Here is a 19,937-nt window from a genome sequence, read left to right on the forward strand (position 1 = left end):
CTGGCAAACGGCATATATGTCCATTTTTCAGCAACGCATATCTATCAGCGACGAATAAACAAACCTGAAAGCGGTATGGGTGGCGACGACGTTTTCAAGATCGCTAGCGAAGGTGTAACTCTTGAGGAATTGGTGCCGAGTCAAAAAATGAGTGACGGGCAGATGGATGCGGTTGTCATTCCCGAATACAAAAAGAAGGTGGGAGAGATCTTCAAGATCTCGAAAAATTGGATCACGCTACCAATAAAGGACATTGAAACGGTGGCGTCGGTTATACAGCAAACAGGCAAGGGAATCATGCTCTGGTTTTATTTCAAATACGACGAATGGGACAAGGATCCGAACGTTAGCTGCGCCGACTTGATGCTTGGAGCTCCAACAACATGCCGCCACTCGGTAACTGGCGTTGATTTTACGTTGTATAGGGGCAAAAAAGCGGTCGTGATCGATGATTCATGGGGTCCGAACGCAGGGAACGGTTCTGGACAGCGTGTCATCGATGAAGACTTCTTCAAGGCTCGTAATTGGGTTGCTCGTTATCCGATGAATTTTCAATTTTCCGAGGGAGTTGATCCCAATAAGCCGATATATGTTTTCAAAAACGATTTAAAATTCTCGGCGATAGTCTCCTACGGCAATCCTGATGTGGTGGCCTTGCAAAATTGCCTGAAGTTTCTCGGATTGTTTCCGGTAAACACGGAAAGCACCGGGTACTTCGGGTCGATAACAAAAAGCGGAGTCAAGGATTTTCAAAGGAAGTTCGGACTAATCCAAGATGGCGTTGTTGGTTTGGCCACAAGGTCGAAATTTAACGAATTATTCAAATAAAAAAAAATATATGAGCAAAATATATACATCGGCGAGCAAAATGGTTTTTATTCTTATGGCGATCGCAACGATCGTGGGGATGTTCATGGGCAAGATTGATCCGAAAGATTTTCTGACATTGGCGTCAATGGCTTTCGCATTCTACTTTGCGAACAAGGGAGAAAATACTCAGCCGTTTGCGGGGAAATAGGATTAAGTCTGCCCTTAACCGGAATCGTTTTTTAGAATTCATCTGTTCAAACCATAAAAAAAGGTGTAGTATTTAGCCATTATGGCCGAACCTTTTTCATTGTCGAAAGCATATCTACTCGGGCTTATTACAGGCCGAGGCCACTTTTTTCTCGATAGCAAATCAATCGCTATTGAGTTTTCGCATGCCAATGAATTTGTTGCCGGCATTGCACATTGTACAAAGTGTGGATGGCTTGCTACAGACGATAAAAAAGGCGGTCTGAAGTGTAAAAATCCTAAATGTGGTCACCCTGTAGATCCATCTGTAAAGAAAGTCTACGACCAGCCAAAATCAACAGTTGAATCACTCAAAGCTGAAATTATTCCTTTCTTACAGTCAGGAATTAAGGCGGATTTTGATATCACAGGAAATAAATCAATGACGATTCTAGTCATCGACTTCAAAAAAGACAGAGCACTATTTGATGAAATCGTTTCTTACTTCAGTCCAGATACAAGCTTCGACAGATTCCATATTCCTAGAATTATTTTCACCACAAACGAAGAAGCCAAGAGAGAATTTATCAATGGACTGCTCGACACATCGGGCTTTGCGAATGCCGGCGGCTGGCTCAATAGAGATGGAGAAAATGGTCACGGCCGAATGAGAGTATATTTTCAGATCGTGCGTAATTGGCATTTGCCGGTTGAAATCGATAATTTTATTCGGTCAGAATTTGACTTACCGATACACACAATCGACTGGGGTCATCCGAATATTCGAGATGGCAACCTCAAAGATTTCTTTGAAACAAATCCTACGAGTTGGGGTCGTGAACATCAGATAAAATTCTTCCCTGAATACTATCTGGGCTTTCGATTTCGTATAACATCGAAGCAGGCTATGTTTGATGAGTTGAGAGATCATAACGCCAAAGCTGTATTCAAGGAGAGAGATGACTGGTTTCCACCATCCAAGGTCACTAAAGGCAAAATAAAGGCATACCATCCAGGCGAAAAGGATCTTCGAATTCCTGAACCTGCGCGAAGACACTTCGATGCTTTTTGGCAGATCAACCTAGCTACGGGTTGTAAGTTCCTCAAGGATCTACAGGCAAAGGCAAAAAATCCTGTCACGTTTGCTCTTACAGGCGATCTTGAATCTGCTGAAGATCCTGCAAAGATTGAAAGCGACTTTGATGTGATCCGAAAAACTCTGACCGAAGAAGCAACAAAAAGACAGCCGGCTGAAAAAGCACCAAGCAAAAGAAGGAAGACAGAAAAGGAACTTGCTGAGCAAGCTATGTATCAACCGCTCACTGTTTTCTTTGCAGAATATTTATCGGCAAAATATAGCGAACCTGCGGATACCTTTGACACTTCGGCCGGAAACCTCAATCTTTTTCTTAAAAATAAGAATAGAGAGTTGTTGGACGTTTTTGATTACTGCGATAAATACAGAATTCGTCCTGACGTTGTAGGATTTCTTGAGAAGCAGAAGGCTCTCGGCTTCATAGAGGCAAAAATTACACCTCTTGATCTTAAATCACTTGGACAGTTGATGGGGTATTGTCTTGTCGCACAACCCATAGAGGCTATTCTCGTGTCTACAAAAGCTCCTTCTCTCAGTCTCATCAAGGTTCTAAAGGCACGACCGGATCTTCTGACCTACGCACCAGACCGAAGAATTCAGATCGCAACCTTGGAGAACGGAAATGTTAATTTCATTGCAATATAATTTTATGGATAAACAAGTTTTTACAAAAAATCTACGTGACTGGTTAGAGGCATTCCTCACAAAGAGGTTTTCTTCAACGCATGAAATTGTATTGATCTCCGTGCCAGATACGAGCCTTTCAAAGCTCAATAACGAGCATATAAAGCAGATCCCGAACTATTCATCGTGGGAATTTAAACCTGACATTCTTGGAATCTTGAAAGAAAAGGCATCAGGTAAGCTCGAGCTTGTTCTGTTAAATCGATCTACCTCGGCATTAAGTCTCAAAGAACTGGGTGAAATAAACTGTTACGGAAAACTGACAGGCGCTTTTCTTGCGTTCGTTGCTTCTTTAAATGGAGTATCAAACGAGGTCAACATTCTCTTGCTCGAAAACTCAATCCGAGATCGTGTACTCAAATATGATGAGGGTAAATCAATAATTGTTTTTGGATGGGATGAAAAAAATAACCGAATCAATAAAGATTCGATCATTCCTTTCGAGAAAAAAGACTTTCTCGCTGACTAACGCTTCCAGTAGATACAAATAAACTCGTGTACTTTATTGAATCGGAAAACCCAAGGGTATCCGAGAGTCTTCATATTGTTGTATTCTTTTTGGCGATCCCAAATGACGTATTCTTCAAGCTCAAAGCCGATTTCCCTCATGATACGAGTCTGATCTTCGTGAAGGGGATAAAATTTATCTTTTTTTCGGATATCCATTACCACGCAACAGCATCGCTTGTTGGGCTTTAAGGCTTTGTATACCTCTGCATAAACAGATTTTAGATCCTGTAGAAAAGCCTCGTAGTCGCTGATGTTCCCAATATCATTTTTTGAGTCCGAATAGTTGCGCTGATCACCCATGTCAGCCGTTCTTTTCATGTTTAGAATGTCCCAGTAGGGAGGAGAAGTGACGACGAGATCGACAGAATTAGGCTTTATGTGCTTCAAAATGTTTCTTGAATCCTCGCAATAAATCTTCGGCTCGAATCTTTTTATTTTTTTATCAAAATTTTCATCTGCTTCATGATTGGTAACCCTGCCCTGTGCAATTTTGCAGTAGTCCTTATTTAAATCGAAGCCTATGCCTTTTTTCCCAAGATTGTGGGCCGCTTTCAAAGTAGATCCGATTCCAAGGAAAGGATCAAGAATAACCTCACCGGAATCTTTGGTATAGATTTTAATTAATTTCTCGACAAGTTGTTGCGGAAACATAGCTGGATGCTTCAGCTTTCTCTCTTCGGAAGTCTTGCTTACATCTCTCCAAATACTGAAAGAGTTTTGCAGCCATTCCTTGCCTGTTAAGTTGTTCATTTTTTCAGCCATGTTATTTCTTTACGGTTAGTAGGAATAGATGCTCCTTAGTAATAATTTTCGATCCGTCCTGATTAATTGCTCGATATCTTTTATGTTCTTTTGTATATTCTTTGACTTCACCTCGTGTACCTAAAATTTGTTTTAATACTGGGATCGGTATGATTCCTTCATCGTTATAACTGAGAAGGATATACTTCGCCTTTGCCTTTGCTACCAGATCGGAAAGTGCATCGGCGGCTTTTCTTGAGATCGAGTAATCAGATTTCTGGTCCTCATAGGGTCTCATGCCGGCATTGCCGTATATTTCAGGGATCTTTTTGAACCAGCCCTCGGCGATCAACTCAAGGAAAAAGTAATTTGATGCAAATTGTCGTGCATTATAAGGCGGATCAAGATACAACACATCGACTTTATGCATTCCAACCAGATTATTCGCATCAGCATGGAAGGCCTTGTTTTCTAGCTTATTGTCTACTATATCTCCATGAGTCAATGTCATGGGTTTTAGGGCTCGTCTATCCCAACTTTTTAGAAAGGCAGCATATGTACCAGTCACATTTGCAACAAGACTGACGGCATTGATCAAGCTAGTCAACAGGTAATAGTATTCTGTTTCAGAGATGCTCTTGCTTTCCTTCCATTTTTCAATTTGCTCTCTGACGGCATCAACTTTTTTCGCATTTTCTACCGACAGATACTGTCTTTTATTATTTCCATGTGGCGCATAGTTCTTCGTGATGAATCCAACCTTGCCCTTAACATTATTATTTAAATGATCAATGATATCGATGCCGAGATTCAGCTTTTTGAATTTCGGAATCGTATTGGTCTCAATGTTGGTTCTTGCAAGCGAGTATGCAAATTCGAGAAAATCATTTGAATAAACTGTGTAGCCTAGTTTTTTGAAATGATGTCCGACAGCGGTCGTGCCACTGAATATATCAAAAAAAGTTGCTCCTTTTTTGATAGGTAGGGTAGTGACTACTTCTTCGATATAATCCAATAATTTTGTCTTGCATCCGTAATACCTCATGTACTCGCTATTTTACCTTAAATTTTTACAAAAAGATAATGTCCTTCTTGTATACCGAGCGCTCTTTATAGTTGAGAAGTTTTGTGGTAATATTTTTTGACTTGAACACCCTCAAAACACATGCCAATAACTAAAGTAAAAGAAATAAAAAATATTGATGCTTTCGACTCATTTCAATGGAGTGCTGGCAATCTAAAAAAATATAACCTTATTTATGGATGGAATGGGTGTGGAAAAACGACTATCTCGCGTGTCCTGAGCTTTATTGAAAAAAAGAAGATCGACATGCCGGAATTTTTTCCGATTCAGTTTCAGGTTCAAACTGGTACGGGGTCGACTAAAGAATCAGACTTACCTACAAACAATCTAAGCATTAAAGTGTTTAACGAGGACTTTATTCGAGAAAATCTAGAGTTCCATGAATCTAAAGCAAAGAAGATACTTATTGTCGGAAAGGACAACATAAATGCTCAGGCGGAAATAGCTACATTGGAAGCGAGAGTCACCACAGCAAGAGAAGTTTATAGTCGGCTTGAGGCAGATAAAGGAAAAATCAGCTCAATAGACAATATTCTCACTGAAGCCGCGCGTGAGGTTATCAAACAATTCACCAACACACCACTAGGAAGCGGTACATATTACGGCCGAAGTTATAATCGCACAAAAATAGAGCCCCTTGTCACCGAGGGTAAGATTACACAAGAAAATATTGATTCGTTGATCATAGAAAAATTAGAAGATGTAGATAGTAAAAGGGAAATAATTAAAAGCCAAAAACAAAAAATTGGTTCTGAATTGAAGGGGGTTGAAGACTTTTCGTCTTTATTCGAATGTGCCAATGTTATTCTTGATAAATTTGTAGACGTAGAAGTGATCCCGGGGCTCGATTCTGACAAAGAGCTTAGAGATTGGACTGAACATGGATACCATATCCATAAAGACCGAAGTCTTGGGTTATGTCAATTTTGCAAAAAATCTCTCGATAAGGGATTTCTTGAAAATCTTGGAAAGTTTTTTACCGAGGAGCTCGAAAAAGCAAAACAGGGTATCGATGACATCGTTTCAAAGATTGACCTACCTGAAAACAAGGCTGATACTACGTTTATCGAATCCGGTCGACTGTTTCCGGATTTGGCAAATGAATATCTTGGAACAAAATCAAGCATAGAAGATAAAGGTAGAGAGGTGCGTGGCTCGATTACTGCCCTAGTTAATGCTCTAAAAGAAAAGCGTGAGAACTTGCATGATCAAAAGAAACCGATATCAAAAGTTCCATACCCGGAGAAGACTACTCAAGAATTTAATGTACTCATTGAAAAGCTCAACGGCATTATTAAAAAGCACGATGAAAGGATAGACAAAATTGATGAAGCCGCAAAAGCAATTGAGACTCACACAATTGCATCAGTCCTGAAGTCGAAGGAGTACTTTAAGAAAAAGCAGGAACTTGCTGATCTTGATGCCAAGCTTGGTCCATTAAAAAACGAGATAGATACCCTTAACGGAGAAATAAAAAAGAAGCGTGGCGGAGTCCTCAATGCTTCTATTGCGATCGATGGCATAAATGACGTTCTTAAAGATTTTTTTGGCGAATCACACATATATCTTGAGTTAACTGATTCGAAAGTTCCAGAGGTGGGTTATATCGTGAAGCGCCGTGGCAAGAATGCTAAACACCTAAGTGAAGGAGAAAAAAGCGTCATAGCTTTGATTTATTTCCTTGCAAAACTCGAGGAAGACGGCTTCAAAAAAGAGAATGGGATAGTGGTTATAGATGATCCTGTAGACAGTCAGGATGAAATATTTTTATTCCGCACTTTCGGCCTTATTAAAAGACAGCTTATAAAAGCTGGACAACTGATCGTACTTACTCACAATTTTGCCTTTTTCAATTTGGTTCGAGACTGGATGAATGATACTGATGATGCTGAACTTTATTTGATGACATGTAATCGCACAGTAACAACACATGAGACAAAGATTGAGCCATTGCCAGACATCATTCGAAAATATAAAACAGAGTATCAATTTTTATTTTTCCAGCTATATAATTTCAATAAAAATGGCACCGGTATAGATGCACCACTTATACCGAACGTTGCAAGAAAGGCTCTTGAATATTTTGCTGGTTTCAAATGGTCGTGTGGTACTGATAGAGCTTTTGCACAAATGGTACATGATAAATATGTTACTGATCCCAATCTCAAGAACAAAGGGGTGGCAGACTTCATTGTAAAGTTTCTTCATGAATACTCGCACGGATTAGATTTTACTCGACCGATAACAGCCGCGACTCTTGAAGCAAAAGATGTTGCAAAAAACATTATCGAATTTATACACATTTCTGATGATGAGCATTACAAGAAACTAAAGGCATTGTGCGATCCTTCTACCTGATTGCTTGACTATAGCAGCTGATTTATTAATTATGTGATCATAATGTCGGAATATTACAAAGCCAACCGAACAAAGAACTTATACAATCCAGCAAGCACTGAGCCTTTTAAGCTGTCTCGCTCAAAGATTGAACAGTTTATGAATTGCCCGAGGTGCTTCTATTTGGATCGAAGGATAGGAGTGGGACAGCCGCCAGGCTTCCCATTTGCCCTAAATTCGGCCGTAGACACGCTCTTAAAGAAGGAATTCGACATACATCGCGCAGCTCAGACTGCACATCCACTTATGAAGACATACGACCTGAATATGGTCCCATTTCAGCATGAAATGATAGACGAGTGGCGGGAGAATTTCAAAGGCATTCAGTTCCATCACAAGGCAACTAATTTCATAATGACCGGGGCGGTCGACGACCTATGGGTAAATGAGGACAAAGAGATCGTTGTTGTCGACTATAAATCTACAAGTAAACCTTCAAAGGTGACCCTTGATGCTGACTGGCAGATCGGTTATAAGCGACAAATGGAAATGTATCAATGGCTTCTACGCCAACTCGGCTTCAGAGTTTCTAATACCGGGTACTTCGTTTATGCCAATGGAAAGACTGACCGAGAAGCCTTCGATGGAAAACTTGATTTCGATATCGATATCCTGCCTTATACCGGCAATGGATCGTGGGTAGAAGACACACTCTTCAAGATTAAAGAATGCCTCGACGGGGAAATGCCAGAGAGCAGCGCATCGTGCGATTATTGCGCTTACCATGAAGCAAGAAAATTGGTAAAATAAATTTATGACAACACTTTACAGAGGAACAATAGGACACCCGATAGTTTTTCCAGAAAGCGTAATCATTACGACTGAAAATTTAGATTCCATCGATTTTAATAAAGTGATTTATTGCGAAATTTCTCCTATGGGAGCTATGGGCAATGAAGGCGGCATTTTTATATATTTACTGGATGACAAAGAAAAGCTGACTACTTACGAAACCAATGTATCTGTAGATAAAGAATCCTACAATGCTACGTTAGAGCGGATTAATCAAAAAGCAAATCTTTTCACTAACCACTCTGGTGGTATGGGGAACTATGTATACATTAAGAAAGGTGTTGAGCTTGAAATTGATGAAAAATATAATTGCTTTTGGTATCACTCGCAGAACACCAAATTGAGAATTGATAGTTCTGTTAGGGGCGTCTTTCTTCACCTAGTTGCTGAGATGAAACGCTAAAAATGATAAAATAATTTTATTGCGATGACAGACGAAGAATCAAAAAACGAAGATGGCGAGGAAATAGAGGATGATGTGAAGGAAGTCATGGAGAACCATGATGTTGATAAAGATACTGCCGAACGAGCTGTTGAGCTTATTGATGAAGGCCTAGACGAGGATGATGCTGTAGAAGTTGCTGAAGAAGGTTTGTAAAATTACAATGGAAGAAACTACTCAAAAAATTATTATAAAGAAGTACCGCACTCCAACAAAGGAAGCGGCGGATTTGAAAGATGCGATCGAAAAACACGGTGTTCGTGTTTTGGTGGAGCTTCATGACGGACATAAACATATAGATCTAACGATCCCGAAAGCTAAACTCAATGTTGAAGTGGATGGCATACAGCACCTTATAAATCCCGATCAGATCGTGGCAGACCTAAGTAGGGGATATTACTCTCATAAAAATGGTTTTGATACCATGCATATTCCGAATGAAATGGTCCGCTTGCATCTAAGTGAGATATCTAAAGCCCTTGCAGAAGCTTCAAAAATTAGAGAGAGAAAAATATATCTTCATTTAGAATAAACCTTTAATATAAGCCGTAAATACGGCCTACATTATCCCCAGTTGCCTTTTCTGATACAAACTGATACAATCTGTTATAATCTAAATAACAGGTATGAATCAGGATCAAGAAAAAATGAACTCAGAATCAATTGAAGACCTCATGTCTCCAAAACAGCAGGAGATTTGGAGGTATATTTCGGTTACCGGCGAAGCGAGCCCGGGTGATATTGTAAAAGCAACCGATATCGCAATGTCGACTGTGCGAAAATCTCTTGAGCGTCTTGTAGAGCTCAAGAAAATAAAAAGGGTTGGCCTTGGCCGCGCCACTCGGTACGCAAGAATTGAACAATCAACTTCTCTAGTGGCGTCTAATACAGCACTCGATGATACTCTTGAAAAGAAAAATCTAGAACGAGCTATTACAGAAAAAGAAAAACAGCTTGCCGAGATACTTGAGCATACTGAAAAAATAAAAGTTGATTTGTCCGTGACAAAATATGAATATGATATAAAAATCGGACGTCTTTATCTTAAGCTCGATGAAGTAGAACTTGAAATACTTAAATTGAAGAAAATCGGAGATCTAATCGATCAAGGTCTTTCGTTCGAGGAAGCAAAGAAAAAAGTTGATGAGAGTCTGCAGAAACGTAAGGAACATATTGAAGAGGAATATAGGAAACTCGAAGACGAAGAAAAAAATATAAAAGGGAAAAAACATGTATCTGAGTATGAGCAAGAAGAAATAAAGAGACTGTATCGCAAGCTAGCTCACAAGTTTCATCCTGACCTTAATAAAGGAGACGACGTTATGATGAAAAAGGTAAACCAGGCTTATGCCGACAACGATCTCGAATCTCTTCGCGCGATTGATGAGAGTCGATTTGCTGAGGATACTGTGATTAGGACGATAGACAAACTGAAAGAGAAACTCGCTAAACTCGAGGCTGCTGTTGTGAAAGCAAATCAACAGTACATTCTTTTGAAAAAATCAGAATGGTATGTACTTAAGGAAAATATCGAATCCTCACTACTTCAAAAACGTAATTTACTTCATGAGCTTGCAGACAAGGTCCTTACTGAAATCGCCAAGAAACAAAATCAGCTTGCTGAGCTGAAGAAAAAATATGGACAATAAACTGATTAAATCGCCATACTATTCGCTTGAAAAGCTGAGCGAAGATTCGAGACTTGTAAAACGAGGTCTTCGTGATTTGAGCGTATGGCCAAAAATCGAATCTCTTTTTAACGAACTGAAACGCAAATATGAGATAAAAGATATTGACGGTTGCATTCAGCTTGCCAGGGAAATACTCGCTACTGATCCCTGTCATTTCTTTACCCGGTGCTATTACGGAAGGTGTCTGTACGAAAAAGACGACTATGAAAAATCGGCCGAGATGCTGGGGCAGTGTATTGAAGAAGAAAGGGGGTACTTTTTTCTCTGGAAATTCAGAGCAGATGCATATATGAAGATGAAAAGGTATGAGCAGGCCCTATCAGATCTCAAGGAATCACTGGTCATTGATCCAGGAAACGGTGCAACTCTCGATGACATTGCTCAGTGCCTGTACTTCATGGGCAAATTTAATGAGGCTTACGAATTTATCGACAAGGCAATAGAGATCGAGAGAGACAGCGAAATGCCTATGGTCCGGAAAGGCCAGTTTTTTGAGTATCAGGGTAGAATAAAAGAGGCGGTAGAACAATACAGTATGGCAGCGCACGAATTTCCAACCGCCGAATTTGCAAGGAAAAAAGTAATTGAGCTCTCAAAAACATTATGAACAAAGACAAGAGCCTACAAAAAATACCTGAATATTCGCTAGACAAGATCATCACAAAATCTGATCTTGCTACTCGTGGAATGAGGGAACTTGGACTTCTAAAGAATAAGAAGCACTACACAATTATTTATGTATGCCAATTTTGCGGAAAGCTCATTAATTACTCCTCAACGCCATGTATTTATTGTGGAAAATTTCCAAAAACCAAAAGAGAAGTTGTGATTGCACAGGCTCTTTCAAGCGAGAGTATGAGCATTGGGGATCAGCTTTACACATCATCTCTTGTTAAAAGAGGTGAGGACCTAGAAATTGCTATTGATAAGCTCCGAGAAATTATTGACCGAATTACCGAGCAGAAGGAGCCGGAACAGCCATATAAAATGCTATTTGCAATATCCGCTGACATGGCAGACCGAACCAATAGAGACGAAAGGACACAACGAATTATCGCCATGACAACTCCACAGTGTCTGGTTTGCGAAAAGAGAATCGCTTTTCTGCGTGACAAATGCGACAAATGTGGGACAGATTTTTCCGATGTGCAAAAGGTCGTTCTTGCGATAAGGCAGATTCTCGAGTTTATAGAAATCTTTCTTGATGATGATGGCGAGGACGAAGAAAGTCTCGAAGAACTTATATTCGTACTGGTTTATACAATCAATAGGGCAGTAGAAAATGATGAGTACCCTGACCAAGAACAATTTAAATATATTTACGAGTTACTTCACAAAACCCGTTATCTTATTACTCGGCGCCAGGGAGTTGGGGTCGAGATAAAGAATGGCGAAGCGGGGAGGATCGGTGGGTCAGATGGAGATGCTAAAACAAGAGAGGATTTTCTATCTGTACTTTTAGCTTTTAATACAGATCACTTATTGCAACAATTAAAACAATAATATGGAAAAAACAAATCAAATTAATTCAGTGGGGGCGCGACAGAAGATATTCGGACTTTTAGGAAAATACTGGTGGGTACTACTCATAATTGCAATAGGTCTTTTTGCATGGATGGGAGCTCCGGTCCTCCGCTATATTCTTTACGGAATAGGAATCATTGTGGCGCTTATGATTTTTGCACCGTTCGTTGTCCAGCTTTTTGCTCCAGCCCTCTACTCAATTTCCTTGCTCACTGATCACTTTAAACAATCAAAAGGACAGTCTGTGGGAAAGCGCTACTTCTTTCTACCAGCATCTATTGTGGCTGTTGTCGGGTTTGTCACTGCACAAAGTATTCTTTCAATATGGGTTTTTCTCACCAGCTTCTTTATATGGACATCGGTCGTTGGAGTTTTCTTCAGCTTTATCGGAATATTCTTTTTCGGCCTCGCACCGATCGCTATAGTCACTGCTCCCTTTGTTGTCTGGATCAAGATTGGCCTAGTTGAATTTATAGCAGTCCTGATATTCTTCCTGACCGCACTATTCTGGTATGGATTTTCTAAAATGGCATTTCCAGACCATTCATGGAACTCTACACCTGATGATTTCCTTGGCTACTCACCACACACATTTCTTCTCGGAGCACTTTCCTTTCAAGTTATTGCGCTCCCTTTCTATCACTTTGAGGCAATGGGCATAGGAAACTTTATCTCGGACTTTGGAGGCTTTATCTTTCTTGTTCTTGCTCTCATAGCATCATTTAAATGGCGGTCCGCAAAAAAGAAACTCTCGCCGGCTGAAAAAGAAAATCTTTATCGCCCTTCTGCATGGGTATTCTTCCTCGGATTTATGGTTACAAACCTACTCTATATGCAATTTCAGCAGGTTTATGATGCACCAACTGCTGTGTTGTTCTGGCTCAACGGCTTCTTCCTAGTCGTGTTGATCGGAAGATTTTTTGGAATGTTTAAAAAGAAGAAGCAAATTGAACTTGTGCCCACCGTTCATACCGATTAATTTTATGATTAATTTTTTCAATAAAAAATTCAAAGACGACAAGACTGCAGATGCATATGAGCGGGGAATTTCCTATCAGCGTGCCGGCGACTACAAAGCGGCAATCCAGAAGCTTCTTGAGGCAGTAAATGACGATCCGGCTTTTGTTGAGGCTTACAACAGTCTGGGGCTTACATTTAAAAAGATGGGGGATTTTGATAATGCAATAAAATACTACAACTTGGGAATCGAGGCATACTTCCAGACTATCTACGATGAAATAAAAATGAAGCCAGTGAGAGAGGTCAGCAATCGATATGCTTCGACCCATTCTGAAACATGGATGGATGTTGCCACTCAGATAGCAATAAAAAACAGTGCGAGAGACGGAATAAAGAATGCAAAATTTCCGACTGGTGAAAACGCTCTAAAAATGTCTGGGCAGAATTATATCGCAGGACAGGCATTCCATGATGAAAAAGATACACGATACATCCTACCGGCATATTTCAGTGCTGTTTATGAGGCTCTCAAGTCAAGCATTCTTTATTCCATACTCGTAAATAACGCGGGAACAGTTTTTGCAGAAGAAGGAGACAAAGTGCAGGCCGCCAAATGCTTCAAGGAATCAATGGAATTTATTCCCGATGGAGCAGAATATAACGATCCTATGCTCGGCCTACAAGAACTTGGATCGACTACAGACTACGATTCCGGCGAGAAAAGTTTTGTAGCTAAGCTAACAGAAAGACTCGAAAAATTCGCTGATTCGAAGGGCAAGATCATATGTTCTAAATGTGGAGAAACTGCTCCATTCTTCGGAATGAGGGGTCATTGTCTAAATTGCAATGAATCATTCGATAATAGCCGACGCGCGGATCAGCTCCTTGTAGCCTTAGAGTATCTCTATACCTTTATTGATGAATGCGATGAGTCACTTCATATACATAAAGACGCGGTACTAAACGCACTCGCAAATTTTCAGAAAAAAATTAATGATTCCCAGATCTATCCCGAGGAAAGTGACATGGATTCCTTGAGGCATTTAATAAGAGATCTAGGCCAGATTGGCGGTAATAAATGCGGAGGTGCGATAGATATACCAAAGGATGGTAAATTTGGAATACATCTGCTGCAGAAGGACGGTATGGTTTCCAAGGACGCGGCTGAACTTTTGAGTCCGGTACTTTTATCAATAATGTTTATCACTAAAACCTATAACTAAAATGATTGCTCCAATTAAAAATTTTATGAAAAAATATGCAAGCAAAACGATCCGATATGTAGTCGCATCCATCGCTTTTATTGCACTGAGTTTTATCAGCTATGCAATATATGACAGTGTGATGTATGGTGGTACCGATTCAACAGATCAATATGTTACGGATGCAGACTCTGACTGCTCAGTGCTGGGAATAAATTTGCACGGGGATCTCTATACCTATATCCCAAGTACAAACAGCGAAGATCCTACAGAGGACAGTGATGTTGTGGCAAGCGAGGAAATAATGGGCCTAATAGAGCAGGCCAACGATGATGAGAATATCAAAGGAATAATTGTAGAGGTGGATTCTTTTGGAGGTTACCCTGTTGCAGGGGAGGAAGTTGCAAATGCAATTAAAGCGTCCAGGAAGCCGGTGGTTGCCTTTATAAGACAAAGTGGAACTTCTGCAGCGTACTGGGCAGTAATTACTGCCGATCGAATATTTGCATCAAAAAATTCAGATATCGGAAGCATAGGTGTTACGATTTCCTATCTCGAGAATGTTGGGAAAAATGAAAAAGACGGACTTTCATATGTTCAGCTGAGCGCAGGTAAATATAAGGATGCCGGTAGTCCAGACAAGCCGCTTACCGCGGAAGAAAAGGCTTTAATAATTAGAGATTTGAAAATTATCCATGAGAATTTTATCAAGGAAGTTTCAGAAAACAGAGATATCCCCATTGAAAAGGTTCGAGCTATAGCGGACGGATCATCGGTCCTGGGCGAGCGAGCAAAAGAACTCGGACTGATCGATGAAATCGGCGGATATTCGGAAGCAAAGAGTTACATAGAGAAAGAGATAGGCGAAAAAGCAGAAATTTGTTGGCAGTAACTAAAATGATTGGCACACACTCTAAAACAATTATTGATACTATCAGAATAGCGAGGCCTGTACATGCATGGCGTACAGTTCTTTTTAACTGCGACTGTCATACGTTTGATGCTGTTATCGAGCAGATCATGAAGGCAATAAACTGTTCAGAGTCAACTGCATCCCAACTTGCCAATGTGGCGGATCAGCTAGGTAGTGTCACTGTCTTTACAGGAGCTAAAGAGAGATGTGAGGCGATCGCAAATGTGCTCGGTGCTATCAGATTGAAGGTTGATGTTACTCAATGAAATTAATTTAATATTATGGCATCAATAAAAGATTACGAAGGATTTGAAATAAAGATAACGCCTGAATATGTAAATTGGTGGTCTTATTACATAGAATTTTTGTATAAAAATAAGCCTCTATTTAATCCTGAATTGATAAGAGCTGACCAGCGGTCTCACGAATACAGTAGTTGGGCGCTACTACCAATGCTTGAGAAAGCAATAGAATGCACAACGCCGGATGAAAAATTTGGATGGGGAGAATGGGAAGATGAGTCAGCAATTACGATTGAGTATAAAAAAATTAATAAACAGGCAACGGACGGGTTCTTCATATTTGAAGCCTTTATTTCATCCTTCTTTTTCAGCGAAGGAAGTAGCAACACTATGGATCAACCAGCTGGTCTTAGGTTGATGATTCTTGAGCGAGATGAGCTCAAAAAGTTTTACAACGACCTTAAATTAGAAATGGCAACAGTCGTCCGATCTCTGACACATCCTAGGGAGATAACTGGATCGCAACCAATAGAAAAGACGCAGACAGTTAAAATGGCCGATCTGAACGTGGATATGCCGATAAAGCATGGTGAATTGCCACTGGCTCTAGTAAACAAGATAAAGAACTTTAAACAAATGCTGGGTGATATGGATCAGACATCTTTAGAGGGGACACTGGAGAATTTTCGTCGAGATACAAATCCAGAAAAGGAAATTGCGATCTGGGAAAGCATTGCGACGGTATATAAGGATTCTGTTTCAAAAAATCCACATATGACGTTTGAGGAAAAACGAGCGATATACAGAGATTTGCTTCAGCGATCAATGGAGACAAACCCCATAAAGGTAACTCGCCAGGAATAGAAGGATGTGCTATGCTCTAAACACAAATGCAACGCTTTAGATTTAACTAGCCGCCAATGAAAATCGCACCTCTTGCGATTCTTCTTGGTGGCTTTTCTATTTGCCGTTGTAGCTCAATGGAAGAGCATACCCTTGAAACGGGTGGGACAGAAGTTCGATTCTTCTCAACGGCACCACGCCCTCGTGGTCCAATGGATAGGATGCCTCTGTTCTAATGAGGAAGGTGCAGGTTCAAGTCCTGCCGAGGGCACACATAAAATGTTTCTAAGATATTAACTTTTATCATTTATTTCTGTGATTCCTTTAAACGCCTCAATTTCCATCTGAACATGACGATACAGTTCGTCGGAAATATCTTCATTCTTAAATTCCACTTTGCGCTTTAGATTGTTGACTTCTAAGTACAGTCGTCGTTTTTTGTCCTCAAAATCGTAGAGGACAATCAAAGTAAAAGAGCCGTCGAGTTTTTCATGGTACCAGAGTGTTGCTTTTTCTCCTTCCCAAATATGCCCATTTTTCCGTAAGTCTTTAAATGGATCAAATTCGATTTTTTGCATACTTTGAATTTAACATATTAATCTTGCCGCTCGTAATGTCCTTCTAGAGACTTTTTATGTAAGAATGGTATAATCAAGTTAAGATGATTCCAGAAGAAGAAAAAAACGCCATATGGGCTGAAATTAAGCAGAAGTCTCCTGATCTAATCAAGGTTTTTCTTTCTATAAAAAATGAGGACGAGCTCAAAGCTTTTTTCCGCGATCTTATGAGCGAACGTGATCTCCGTGAATTCGCTATGCGATGGGAGGTTGCAAAGAAACTAGATGCCGGCGTTCCGTTTTCGCAGATTCAGGAAGAATCCGGTGAGTCTCCAGTCACTATCACAAAAATAAATCGCTGGCTCAAAGAAGGCTGTGGAGGATATAAAATGATGATTGATCGCCTCAAGGGCGAGGAAAAATAAACTAGTAAGCTCAGCAATAACAATATACAATAAACTCGGCCAAGTTCTTTTTATTGTCCGAAACAAAACTCTAAACAAGGGAGGGTTCCATGAAGTCAGCAAATCAGAAGGCTCGTCATGGAACCTGCGTGGTTTCCTTTGACGTAGCAAGCAGTTTTCAGTCTTTCCGCACAAAAGGCCTGAGAGTCCTCGAAAAGGGTGACCCAATCTTTGCTCGTCTACGCCAAAACCTACTCGATGTGGTAGTGAAGGCAATGCCGAACATCGAGATATGTCCAATCGACAAGGATGAGTTTAGGTCCAAGATCTGGGAGCAGGTCAATCGGCGAGTTATCGGCAGCAATCGACACGCTGTTCTGGTTACTTGTTCAGAGATGGCAGAGCTCAACCTGAACGAAGGCTTAAGCCTTAGTATCAACCGACTGTTCGATACAGACGGAAACATGCTCGGGTACGGTCCTCGACCAGGTTTTGAATATCTGAATAGGCAATTTGACGAGCTTGCTCGAAAGATCGCCGGCAGACCAGTTGTTCTAGCCAAGGAAGGAGCCTTCAGGGGCCACACTTGCCAGCTTATCCTCAAGGAATTGGCAGTGCGCAACGTCAAAGTTGTGAGCCTTATCATTGGGTTCTGCGACGTCGAAGCAAAAGCTTCAATCGAGCAGGAATTTAATGGCGAGTTTGGAACCATCTACACATTCGACAAACTGATCGAATGGGTTGCTGACCGCGATCTGATTCCGTTCATGCCCGGTTGTGGGCGTGTTCTTGGAGAGCGTTCGGTTCATAGCTTCATGCCAGTGAGAACCGCTGATGGCTTCAGTTGCTCATTTCCGTATGTACTGCCGTTCGGCAAGATGGAGAAGTGGGCAAGTTTGTCATCTGACGATGCTCATAAGATCTCAGCTCATTTTCTAGACTTCGCAATCGAGCTATTCGATCGCTTGGATGAGGAAAATGGTAGGCAGATTATGGTAGATGAGCTCCTAGGAGACAATCCTCGGGTCTCAATACCCGTAGAAATCGCCTCTGAAGGCCGTATTCCAAACCTGAACAGGGGAATTGTTGGATTTTTAGAGCAAGCACGAAAAAAGCTCGATTGATCCTTCTGAATTCTCGAAAGACCAAGTCGCATCGTCTCAAAAGCGATGCGACTTTTTTCATAAATGTCCAAAATATCCTTATTTTAATTGACTTTTTGGAAATTTTGATTTTTATATTACTATCCAATAGATTATCCTTCTTGACAATAGCTTGTCACTACACTAGGATGTAGTGACAACCAAATATCGAAAACATTGTCCCGAAAGGGATCCTGCCGGTAACGGCTGGATGCTAGCAATGGACTTTCCCAAGCTTTATCTTGCTAATACGTACAGGGGTAGTAAGATAAAGATGCATGCCTGAAAGGGTATGCATCCCAAGCTTGGGATCTGACATAAGCTGATTAATTACATTAAAAAGCTTAGGTCAACCAAAAGTCCACTTTGACTAGCATCGAGTGGGCTTTTTGGTTGCAAACCTATGCTTTTCAAAGACGTAATAGATGAATTTACAAACTGGCGTGCGTTTAAAATAAACGGCACAACTACAAGGGGTAACGATAAAGACCTTCGCCTTTTTTGCTTGTTTTTACGAAATCCCCATGTTGAGGCGGTTACCTTGAATAATGTGATGGAGTATTTAAATTTAATGAAGGAGATCGGATGGCAGCATAATAGCTTCATATCAAAATGCATGGCCATCAAGAAGTTTTTCGAATTCTGTAATCTTCGCGGCTACAGGGTCCTCAACGAAAACCTTATCCCGATACCTCAGAAGCAATACAAGATCCCTAGAGTTGCAACTCCGGAAGAATATAATAAATTACTCAGTATAATTCCAAAAAATACCGATCCAAGAAATGTGAGAAATGAGGCGATTATTAGATTGCTCTGGGATACCGGCGCCCGAAACGGAGAAATTATGGCACTTGATATGGATGATCTAGATCTGGTAAACAATAAAGCACTGATTAAAACCGAAAAAGCAAAAACTCGTCGTCCTTTGCGTGAAATATTCTGGACGGAGGAGACAAGCAAAGCGATCAATAAATGGATAGAACGCCGAGAACGATTCAAACGCGGTAATGCTTTACGTGATCCGAACGCATTGTTTATATCAATCCACAATTCCGGAGCTAACAAGACTAGGGGATACAGATTCAAGCCGAGCGGTGTATGCGAAATGCTTAGAGGATATTCGAATAAGGCTGGTCTTGAGAAAAACATGAATGCTCACTCGATGAGACACTACATGGGACGAAACATTATTGAAAAGGGTGGGTCCAACTCAGATGTAACAAATATCCTCGGTCACTCCTGCATAGAAAGCTCAATGGTATACACGATGATGTATGGAAAACAAGCCGAACAAAGGTACCGAAAATTTAGGGGAAACTAGGCCCTTTCAGAAATAGTAAGCACTTGGTATAATTACCTCGTGAAGAACAAAGCGGCACAAGAACTCGGCAAAAAGGGCGGTCAAAAGACCAAGAAAAAGTATGGTAAAAAACACTACCAGACTATTGGTCGTTTGGCTGCAAAAGTAAGGTGGGGAAAAGGCAAGCCTAAGGAGCTTGCTATGTAACAACCGCTTGGTATAATCCTTATTGAAGCAACTTGAAAATTTTACAAAAGGCTTGCTCGCCTACTAAGGCCGTAAAAAGGGGATTTGTGGGCTTAGTAGACGAGCAAATGGGGAATTACCCAAGTATTTAGGGCTATTTTGGAAAAGTAGCCCACTGCAATAGAAGATGGTGGTGTGATAGAGTTTAAGATTTAGTTGGTGTGGGTGGAA

Annotated in this window: 24 protein-coding genes and 2 tRNA genes; 23 read left to right on the forward strand and 3 right to left on the reverse strand. The window is 40.6% G+C overall.

What is annotated here, in order from left to right; genetic code table 11:
- Nucleotides 1-543: 543 nt before the first annotated feature.
- The 4 genes from IPJ70_04335 (at nucleotide 544) to IPJ70_04350 (ending at nucleotide 3,245) form a co-directional block, all read left to right on the forward strand.
- Nucleotides 544-828, forward strand: coding sequence for a peptidoglycan-binding protein (locus IPJ70_04335; protein QQR82927.1), 285 nt, complete (start codon nucleotides 544-546; stop codon nucleotides 826-828).
- 10 nt (nucleotides 829-838) lie between these two features.
- A complete protein-coding gene (locus IPJ70_04340) occupies nucleotides 839-1,018 on the forward strand; it encodes a hypothetical protein (GenBank protein ID QQR82475.1) in 180 nt (59 codons plus the stop codon).
- Between the two features lie 81 nt (nucleotides 1,019-1,099).
- Nucleotides 1,100-2,737, forward strand: coding sequence for a hypothetical protein (locus tag IPJ70_04345; protein QQR82476.1), 1,638 nt, complete (start codon nucleotides 1,100-1,102; stop codon nucleotides 2,735-2,737).
- Between the two features lie 4 nt (nucleotides 2,738-2,741).
- A complete protein-coding gene (locus IPJ70_04350) occupies nucleotides 2,742-3,245 on the forward strand; it encodes a hypothetical protein (GenBank protein ID QQR82477.1) in 504 nt (167 codons plus the stop codon).
- Here IPJ70_04350 and IPJ70_04355 read toward each other — a convergent pair.
- Together IPJ70_04355 and IPJ70_04360 are read right to left on the reverse strand one after the other, a co-directional pair.
- Nucleotides 3,242-4,048 (reverse strand): site-specific DNA-methyltransferase, encoded by an 807-nt coding sequence (locus IPJ70_04355; GenBank protein QQR82478.1) that lies wholly within the window; start codon nucleotides 4,046-4,048, stop codon nucleotides 3,242-3,244. The genes IPJ70_04350 and IPJ70_04355 overlap by 4 nt on opposite strands.
- A gap of 1 nt (nucleotide 4,049) precedes the next feature.
- Nucleotides 4,050-5,072: a DNA adenine methylase gene (locus IPJ70_04360; protein QQR82479.1), complete on the reverse strand. Its 1,023-nt coding sequence runs from the start codon at nucleotides 5,070-5,072 to the stop codon at nucleotides 4,050-4,052.
- Between the two features lie 120 nt (nucleotides 5,073-5,192).
- On the opposite strand from IPJ70_04360, the gene IPJ70_04365 reads away from it, so the two are divergent.
- The 15 genes from IPJ70_04365 (at nucleotide 5,193) to IPJ70_04435 (ending at nucleotide 16,388) form a co-directional block, all read left to right on the forward strand.
- Nucleotides 5,193-7,469 carry an AAA family ATPase gene (locus tag IPJ70_04365; protein QQR82480.1) on the forward strand — a complete coding sequence of 759 codons (2,277 nt, stop codon included), beginning with the start codon at nucleotides 5,193-5,195 and terminating at the stop codon, nucleotides 7,467-7,469.
- Nucleotides 7,470-7,511: 42 nt separating this feature from the next.
- On the forward strand, nucleotides 7,512-8,258 hold the full coding sequence (locus IPJ70_04370) for a PD-(D/E)XK nuclease family protein (GenBank protein QQR82481.1): 747 nt from the start codon (nucleotides 7,512-7,514) through the stop codon (nucleotides 8,256-8,258).
- Between the two features lie 4 nt (nucleotides 8,259-8,262).
- Entirely contained in the window at nucleotides 8,263-8,703 is a 441-nt protein-coding gene (locus IPJ70_04375; GenBank protein QQR82482.1) for a hypothetical protein, read from the forward strand.
- 24 nt (nucleotides 8,704-8,727) lie between these two features.
- Nucleotides 8,728-8,898 carry a hypothetical protein gene (locus IPJ70_04380; protein ID QQR82483.1) on the forward strand — a complete coding sequence of 57 codons (171 nt, stop codon included), beginning with the start codon at nucleotides 8,728-8,730 and terminating at the stop codon, nucleotides 8,896-8,898.
- A gap of 7 nt (nucleotides 8,899-8,905) precedes the next feature.
- Nucleotides 8,906-9,274, forward strand: a complete 369-nt coding sequence (locus IPJ70_04385) for a hypothetical protein (GenBank protein ID QQR82484.1) — start codon at nucleotides 8,906-8,908, stop codon at nucleotides 9,272-9,274.
- Nucleotides 9,275-9,368: 94 nt separating this feature from the next.
- On the forward strand, nucleotides 9,369-10,391 hold the full coding sequence (locus tag IPJ70_04390; protein QQR82485.1) for a DnaJ domain-containing protein: 1,023 nt from the start codon (nucleotides 9,369-9,371) through the stop codon (nucleotides 10,389-10,391).
- The gene (locus IPJ70_04395; protein QQR82486.1) at nucleotides 10,381-11,040 is read left to right on the forward strand and encodes a tetratricopeptide repeat protein; all 660 of its coding nucleotides are present in this window, start codon (nucleotides 10,381-10,383) and stop codon (nucleotides 11,038-11,040) included. The genes IPJ70_04390 and IPJ70_04395 overlap by 11 nt, the downstream gene beginning before the upstream one ends.
- The gene (locus IPJ70_04400; GenBank protein ID QQR82487.1) at nucleotides 11,037-11,936 is read left to right on the forward strand and encodes a hypothetical protein; all 900 of its coding nucleotides are present in this window, start codon (nucleotides 11,037-11,039) and stop codon (nucleotides 11,934-11,936) included. The genes IPJ70_04395 and IPJ70_04400 overlap by 4 nt, the downstream gene beginning before the upstream one ends.
- 1 nt (nucleotide 11,937) lies before the next feature.
- Nucleotides 11,938-12,936, forward strand: a complete 999-nt coding sequence (locus IPJ70_04405) for a hypothetical protein (protein ID QQR82488.1) — start codon at nucleotides 11,938-11,940, stop codon at nucleotides 12,934-12,936.
- 4 nt (nucleotides 12,937-12,940) lie between these two features.
- A complete protein-coding gene (locus IPJ70_04410) occupies nucleotides 12,941-14,140 on the forward strand; it encodes a tetratricopeptide repeat protein (protein QQR82489.1) in 1,200 nt (399 codons plus the stop codon).
- 25 nt (nucleotides 14,141-14,165) lie between these two features.
- Nucleotides 14,166-15,011 carry a S49 family peptidase gene (locus IPJ70_04415; GenBank protein QQR82490.1) on the forward strand — a complete coding sequence of 282 codons (846 nt, stop codon included), beginning with the start codon at nucleotides 14,166-14,168 and terminating at the stop codon, nucleotides 15,009-15,011.
- 5 nt (nucleotides 15,012-15,016) lie between these two features.
- Nucleotides 15,017-15,298 carry an ATP-dependent Clp protease adaptor ClpS gene (locus tag IPJ70_04420; protein QQR82491.1) on the forward strand — a complete coding sequence of 94 codons (282 nt, stop codon included), beginning with the start codon at nucleotides 15,017-15,019 and terminating at the stop codon, nucleotides 15,296-15,298.
- Between the two features lie 15 nt (nucleotides 15,299-15,313).
- Complete coding sequence (locus IPJ70_04425; protein QQR82492.1) at nucleotides 15,314-16,138, forward strand: hypothetical protein; 825 nt, start codon at nucleotides 15,314-15,316, stop codon at nucleotides 16,136-16,138.
- A gap of 102 nt (nucleotides 16,139-16,240) precedes the next feature.
- Nucleotides 16,241-16,314: transfer RNA gene (locus IPJ70_04430), tRNA-Phe, on the forward strand.
- Nucleotide 16,315: 1 nt separating this feature from the next.
- Nucleotides 16,316-16,388: transfer RNA gene (locus IPJ70_04435), tRNA-Arg, on the forward strand.
- A 22-nt stretch (nucleotides 16,389-16,410) separates the two neighbouring features.
- On the opposite strand, the gene IPJ70_04440 is transcribed toward IPJ70_04435, so the two are convergent.
- The gene (locus IPJ70_04440; protein QQR82493.1) at nucleotides 16,411-16,695 is read right to left on the reverse strand and encodes a hypothetical protein; all 285 of its coding nucleotides are present in this window, start codon (nucleotides 16,693-16,695) and stop codon (nucleotides 16,411-16,413) included.
- 83 nt (nucleotides 16,696-16,778) lie between these two features.
- On the opposite strand from IPJ70_04440, the gene IPJ70_04445 reads away from it, so the two are divergent.
- The 4 genes from IPJ70_04445 (at nucleotide 16,779) to IPJ70_04460 (ending at nucleotide 19,727) form a co-directional block, all read left to right on the forward strand.
- Nucleotides 16,779-17,099, forward strand: coding sequence for a hypothetical protein (locus IPJ70_04445; GenBank protein ID QQR82494.1), 321 nt, complete (start codon nucleotides 16,779-16,781; stop codon nucleotides 17,097-17,099).
- An 89-nt stretch (nucleotides 17,100-17,188) separates the two neighbouring features.
- Entirely contained in the window at nucleotides 17,189-18,202 is a 1,014-nt protein-coding gene (locus IPJ70_04450) for a hypothetical protein (GenBank protein QQR82495.1), read from the forward strand.
- A gap of 421 nt (nucleotides 18,203-18,623) precedes the next feature.
- Entirely contained in the window at nucleotides 18,624-19,541 is a 918-nt protein-coding gene (locus IPJ70_04455) for a tyrosine-type recombinase/integrase (protein ID QQR82496.1), read from the forward strand.
- 39 nt (nucleotides 19,542-19,580) lie between these two features.
- Nucleotides 19,581-19,727, forward strand: coding sequence for a hypothetical protein (locus IPJ70_04460; protein ID QQR82497.1), 147 nt, complete (start codon nucleotides 19,581-19,583; stop codon nucleotides 19,725-19,727).
- The last annotated feature ends 210 nt before the right edge of the window (nucleotides 19,728-19,937 follow it).

It is taken from the genome of Candidatus Campbellbacteria bacterium (assembly GCA_016699465.1).
Taxonomy (GTDB): Bacteria; Patescibacteriota; Minisyncoccia; order Phycocordibacterales; family EsbW-18; genus EsbW-18.

Bases quoted from the DNA above. Each gene is read 5' to 3' on its own strand.
- IPJ70_04335 (QQR82927.1), top strand. From the start codon at position 544: ATGAATTTTCAATTTTCCGAGGGAGTTGATCCCAATAAGCCGATATAT.
- IPJ70_04340 (QQR82475.1), top strand. From the start codon at position 839: ATGAGCAAAATATATACATCGGCGAGCAAAATGGTTTTTATTCTTATG.
- IPJ70_04345 (QQR82476.1), top strand. From the start codon at position 1,100: ATGGCCGAACCTTTTTCATTGTCGAAAGCATATCTACTCGGGCTTATT.
- IPJ70_04350 (QQR82477.1), top strand. From the start codon at position 2,742: ATGGATAAACAAGTTTTTACAAAAAATCTACGTGACTGGTTAGAGGCA.
- IPJ70_04355 (QQR82478.1), bottom strand. From the start codon at position 4,048: ATGGCTGAAAAAATGAACAACTTAACAGGCAAGGAATGGCTGCAAAAC.
- IPJ70_04360 (QQR82479.1), bottom strand. From the start codon at position 5,072: ATGAGGTATTACGGATGCAAGACAAAATTATTGGATTATATCGAAGAA.
- IPJ70_04365 (QQR82480.1), top strand. From the start codon at position 5,193: ATGCCAATAACTAAAGTAAAAGAAATAAAAAATATTGATGCTTTCGAC.
- IPJ70_04370 (QQR82481.1), top strand. From the start codon at position 7,512: ATGTCGGAATATTACAAAGCCAACCGAACAAAGAACTTATACAATCCA.
- IPJ70_04375 (QQR82482.1), top strand. From the start codon at position 8,263: ATGACAACACTTTACAGAGGAACAATAGGACACCCGATAGTTTTTCCA.
- IPJ70_04380 (QQR82483.1), top strand. From the start codon at position 8,728: ATGACAGACGAAGAATCAAAAAACGAAGATGGCGAGGAAATAGAGGAT.
- IPJ70_04385 (QQR82484.1), top strand. From the start codon at position 8,906: ATGGAAGAAACTACTCAAAAAATTATTATAAAGAAGTACCGCACTCCA.
- IPJ70_04390 (QQR82485.1), top strand. From the start codon at position 9,369: ATGAATCAGGATCAAGAAAAAATGAACTCAGAATCAATTGAAGACCTC.
- IPJ70_04395 (QQR82486.1), top strand. From the start codon at position 10,381: ATGGACAATAAACTGATTAAATCGCCATACTATTCGCTTGAAAAGCTG.
- IPJ70_04400 (QQR82487.1), top strand. From the start codon at position 11,037: ATGAACAAAGACAAGAGCCTACAAAAAATACCTGAATATTCGCTAGAC.
- IPJ70_04405 (QQR82488.1), top strand. From the start codon at position 11,938: ATGGAAAAAACAAATCAAATTAATTCAGTGGGGGCGCGACAGAAGATA.
- IPJ70_04410 (QQR82489.1), top strand. From the start codon at position 12,941: ATGATTAATTTTTTCAATAAAAAATTCAAAGACGACAAGACTGCAGAT.
- IPJ70_04415 (QQR82490.1), top strand. From the start codon at position 14,166: ATGAAAAAATATGCAAGCAAAACGATCCGATATGTAGTCGCATCCATC.
- IPJ70_04420 (QQR82491.1), top strand. From the start codon at position 15,017: ATGATTGGCACACACTCTAAAACAATTATTGATACTATCAGAATAGCG.
- IPJ70_04425 (QQR82492.1), top strand. From the start codon at position 15,314: ATGGCATCAATAAAAGATTACGAAGGATTTGAAATAAAGATAACGCCT.
- IPJ70_04440 (QQR82493.1), bottom strand. From the start codon at position 16,695: ATGCAAAAAATCGAATTTGATCCATTTAAAGACTTACGGAAAAATGGG.
- IPJ70_04445 (QQR82494.1), top strand. From the start codon at position 16,779: ATGATTCCAGAAGAAGAAAAAAACGCCATATGGGCTGAAATTAAGCAG.
- IPJ70_04450 (QQR82495.1), top strand. From the start codon at position 17,189: ATGAAGTCAGCAAATCAGAAGGCTCGTCATGGAACCTGCGTGGTTTCC.
- IPJ70_04455 (QQR82496.1), top strand. From the start codon at position 18,624: ATGCTTTTCAAAGACGTAATAGATGAATTTACAAACTGGCGTGCGTTT.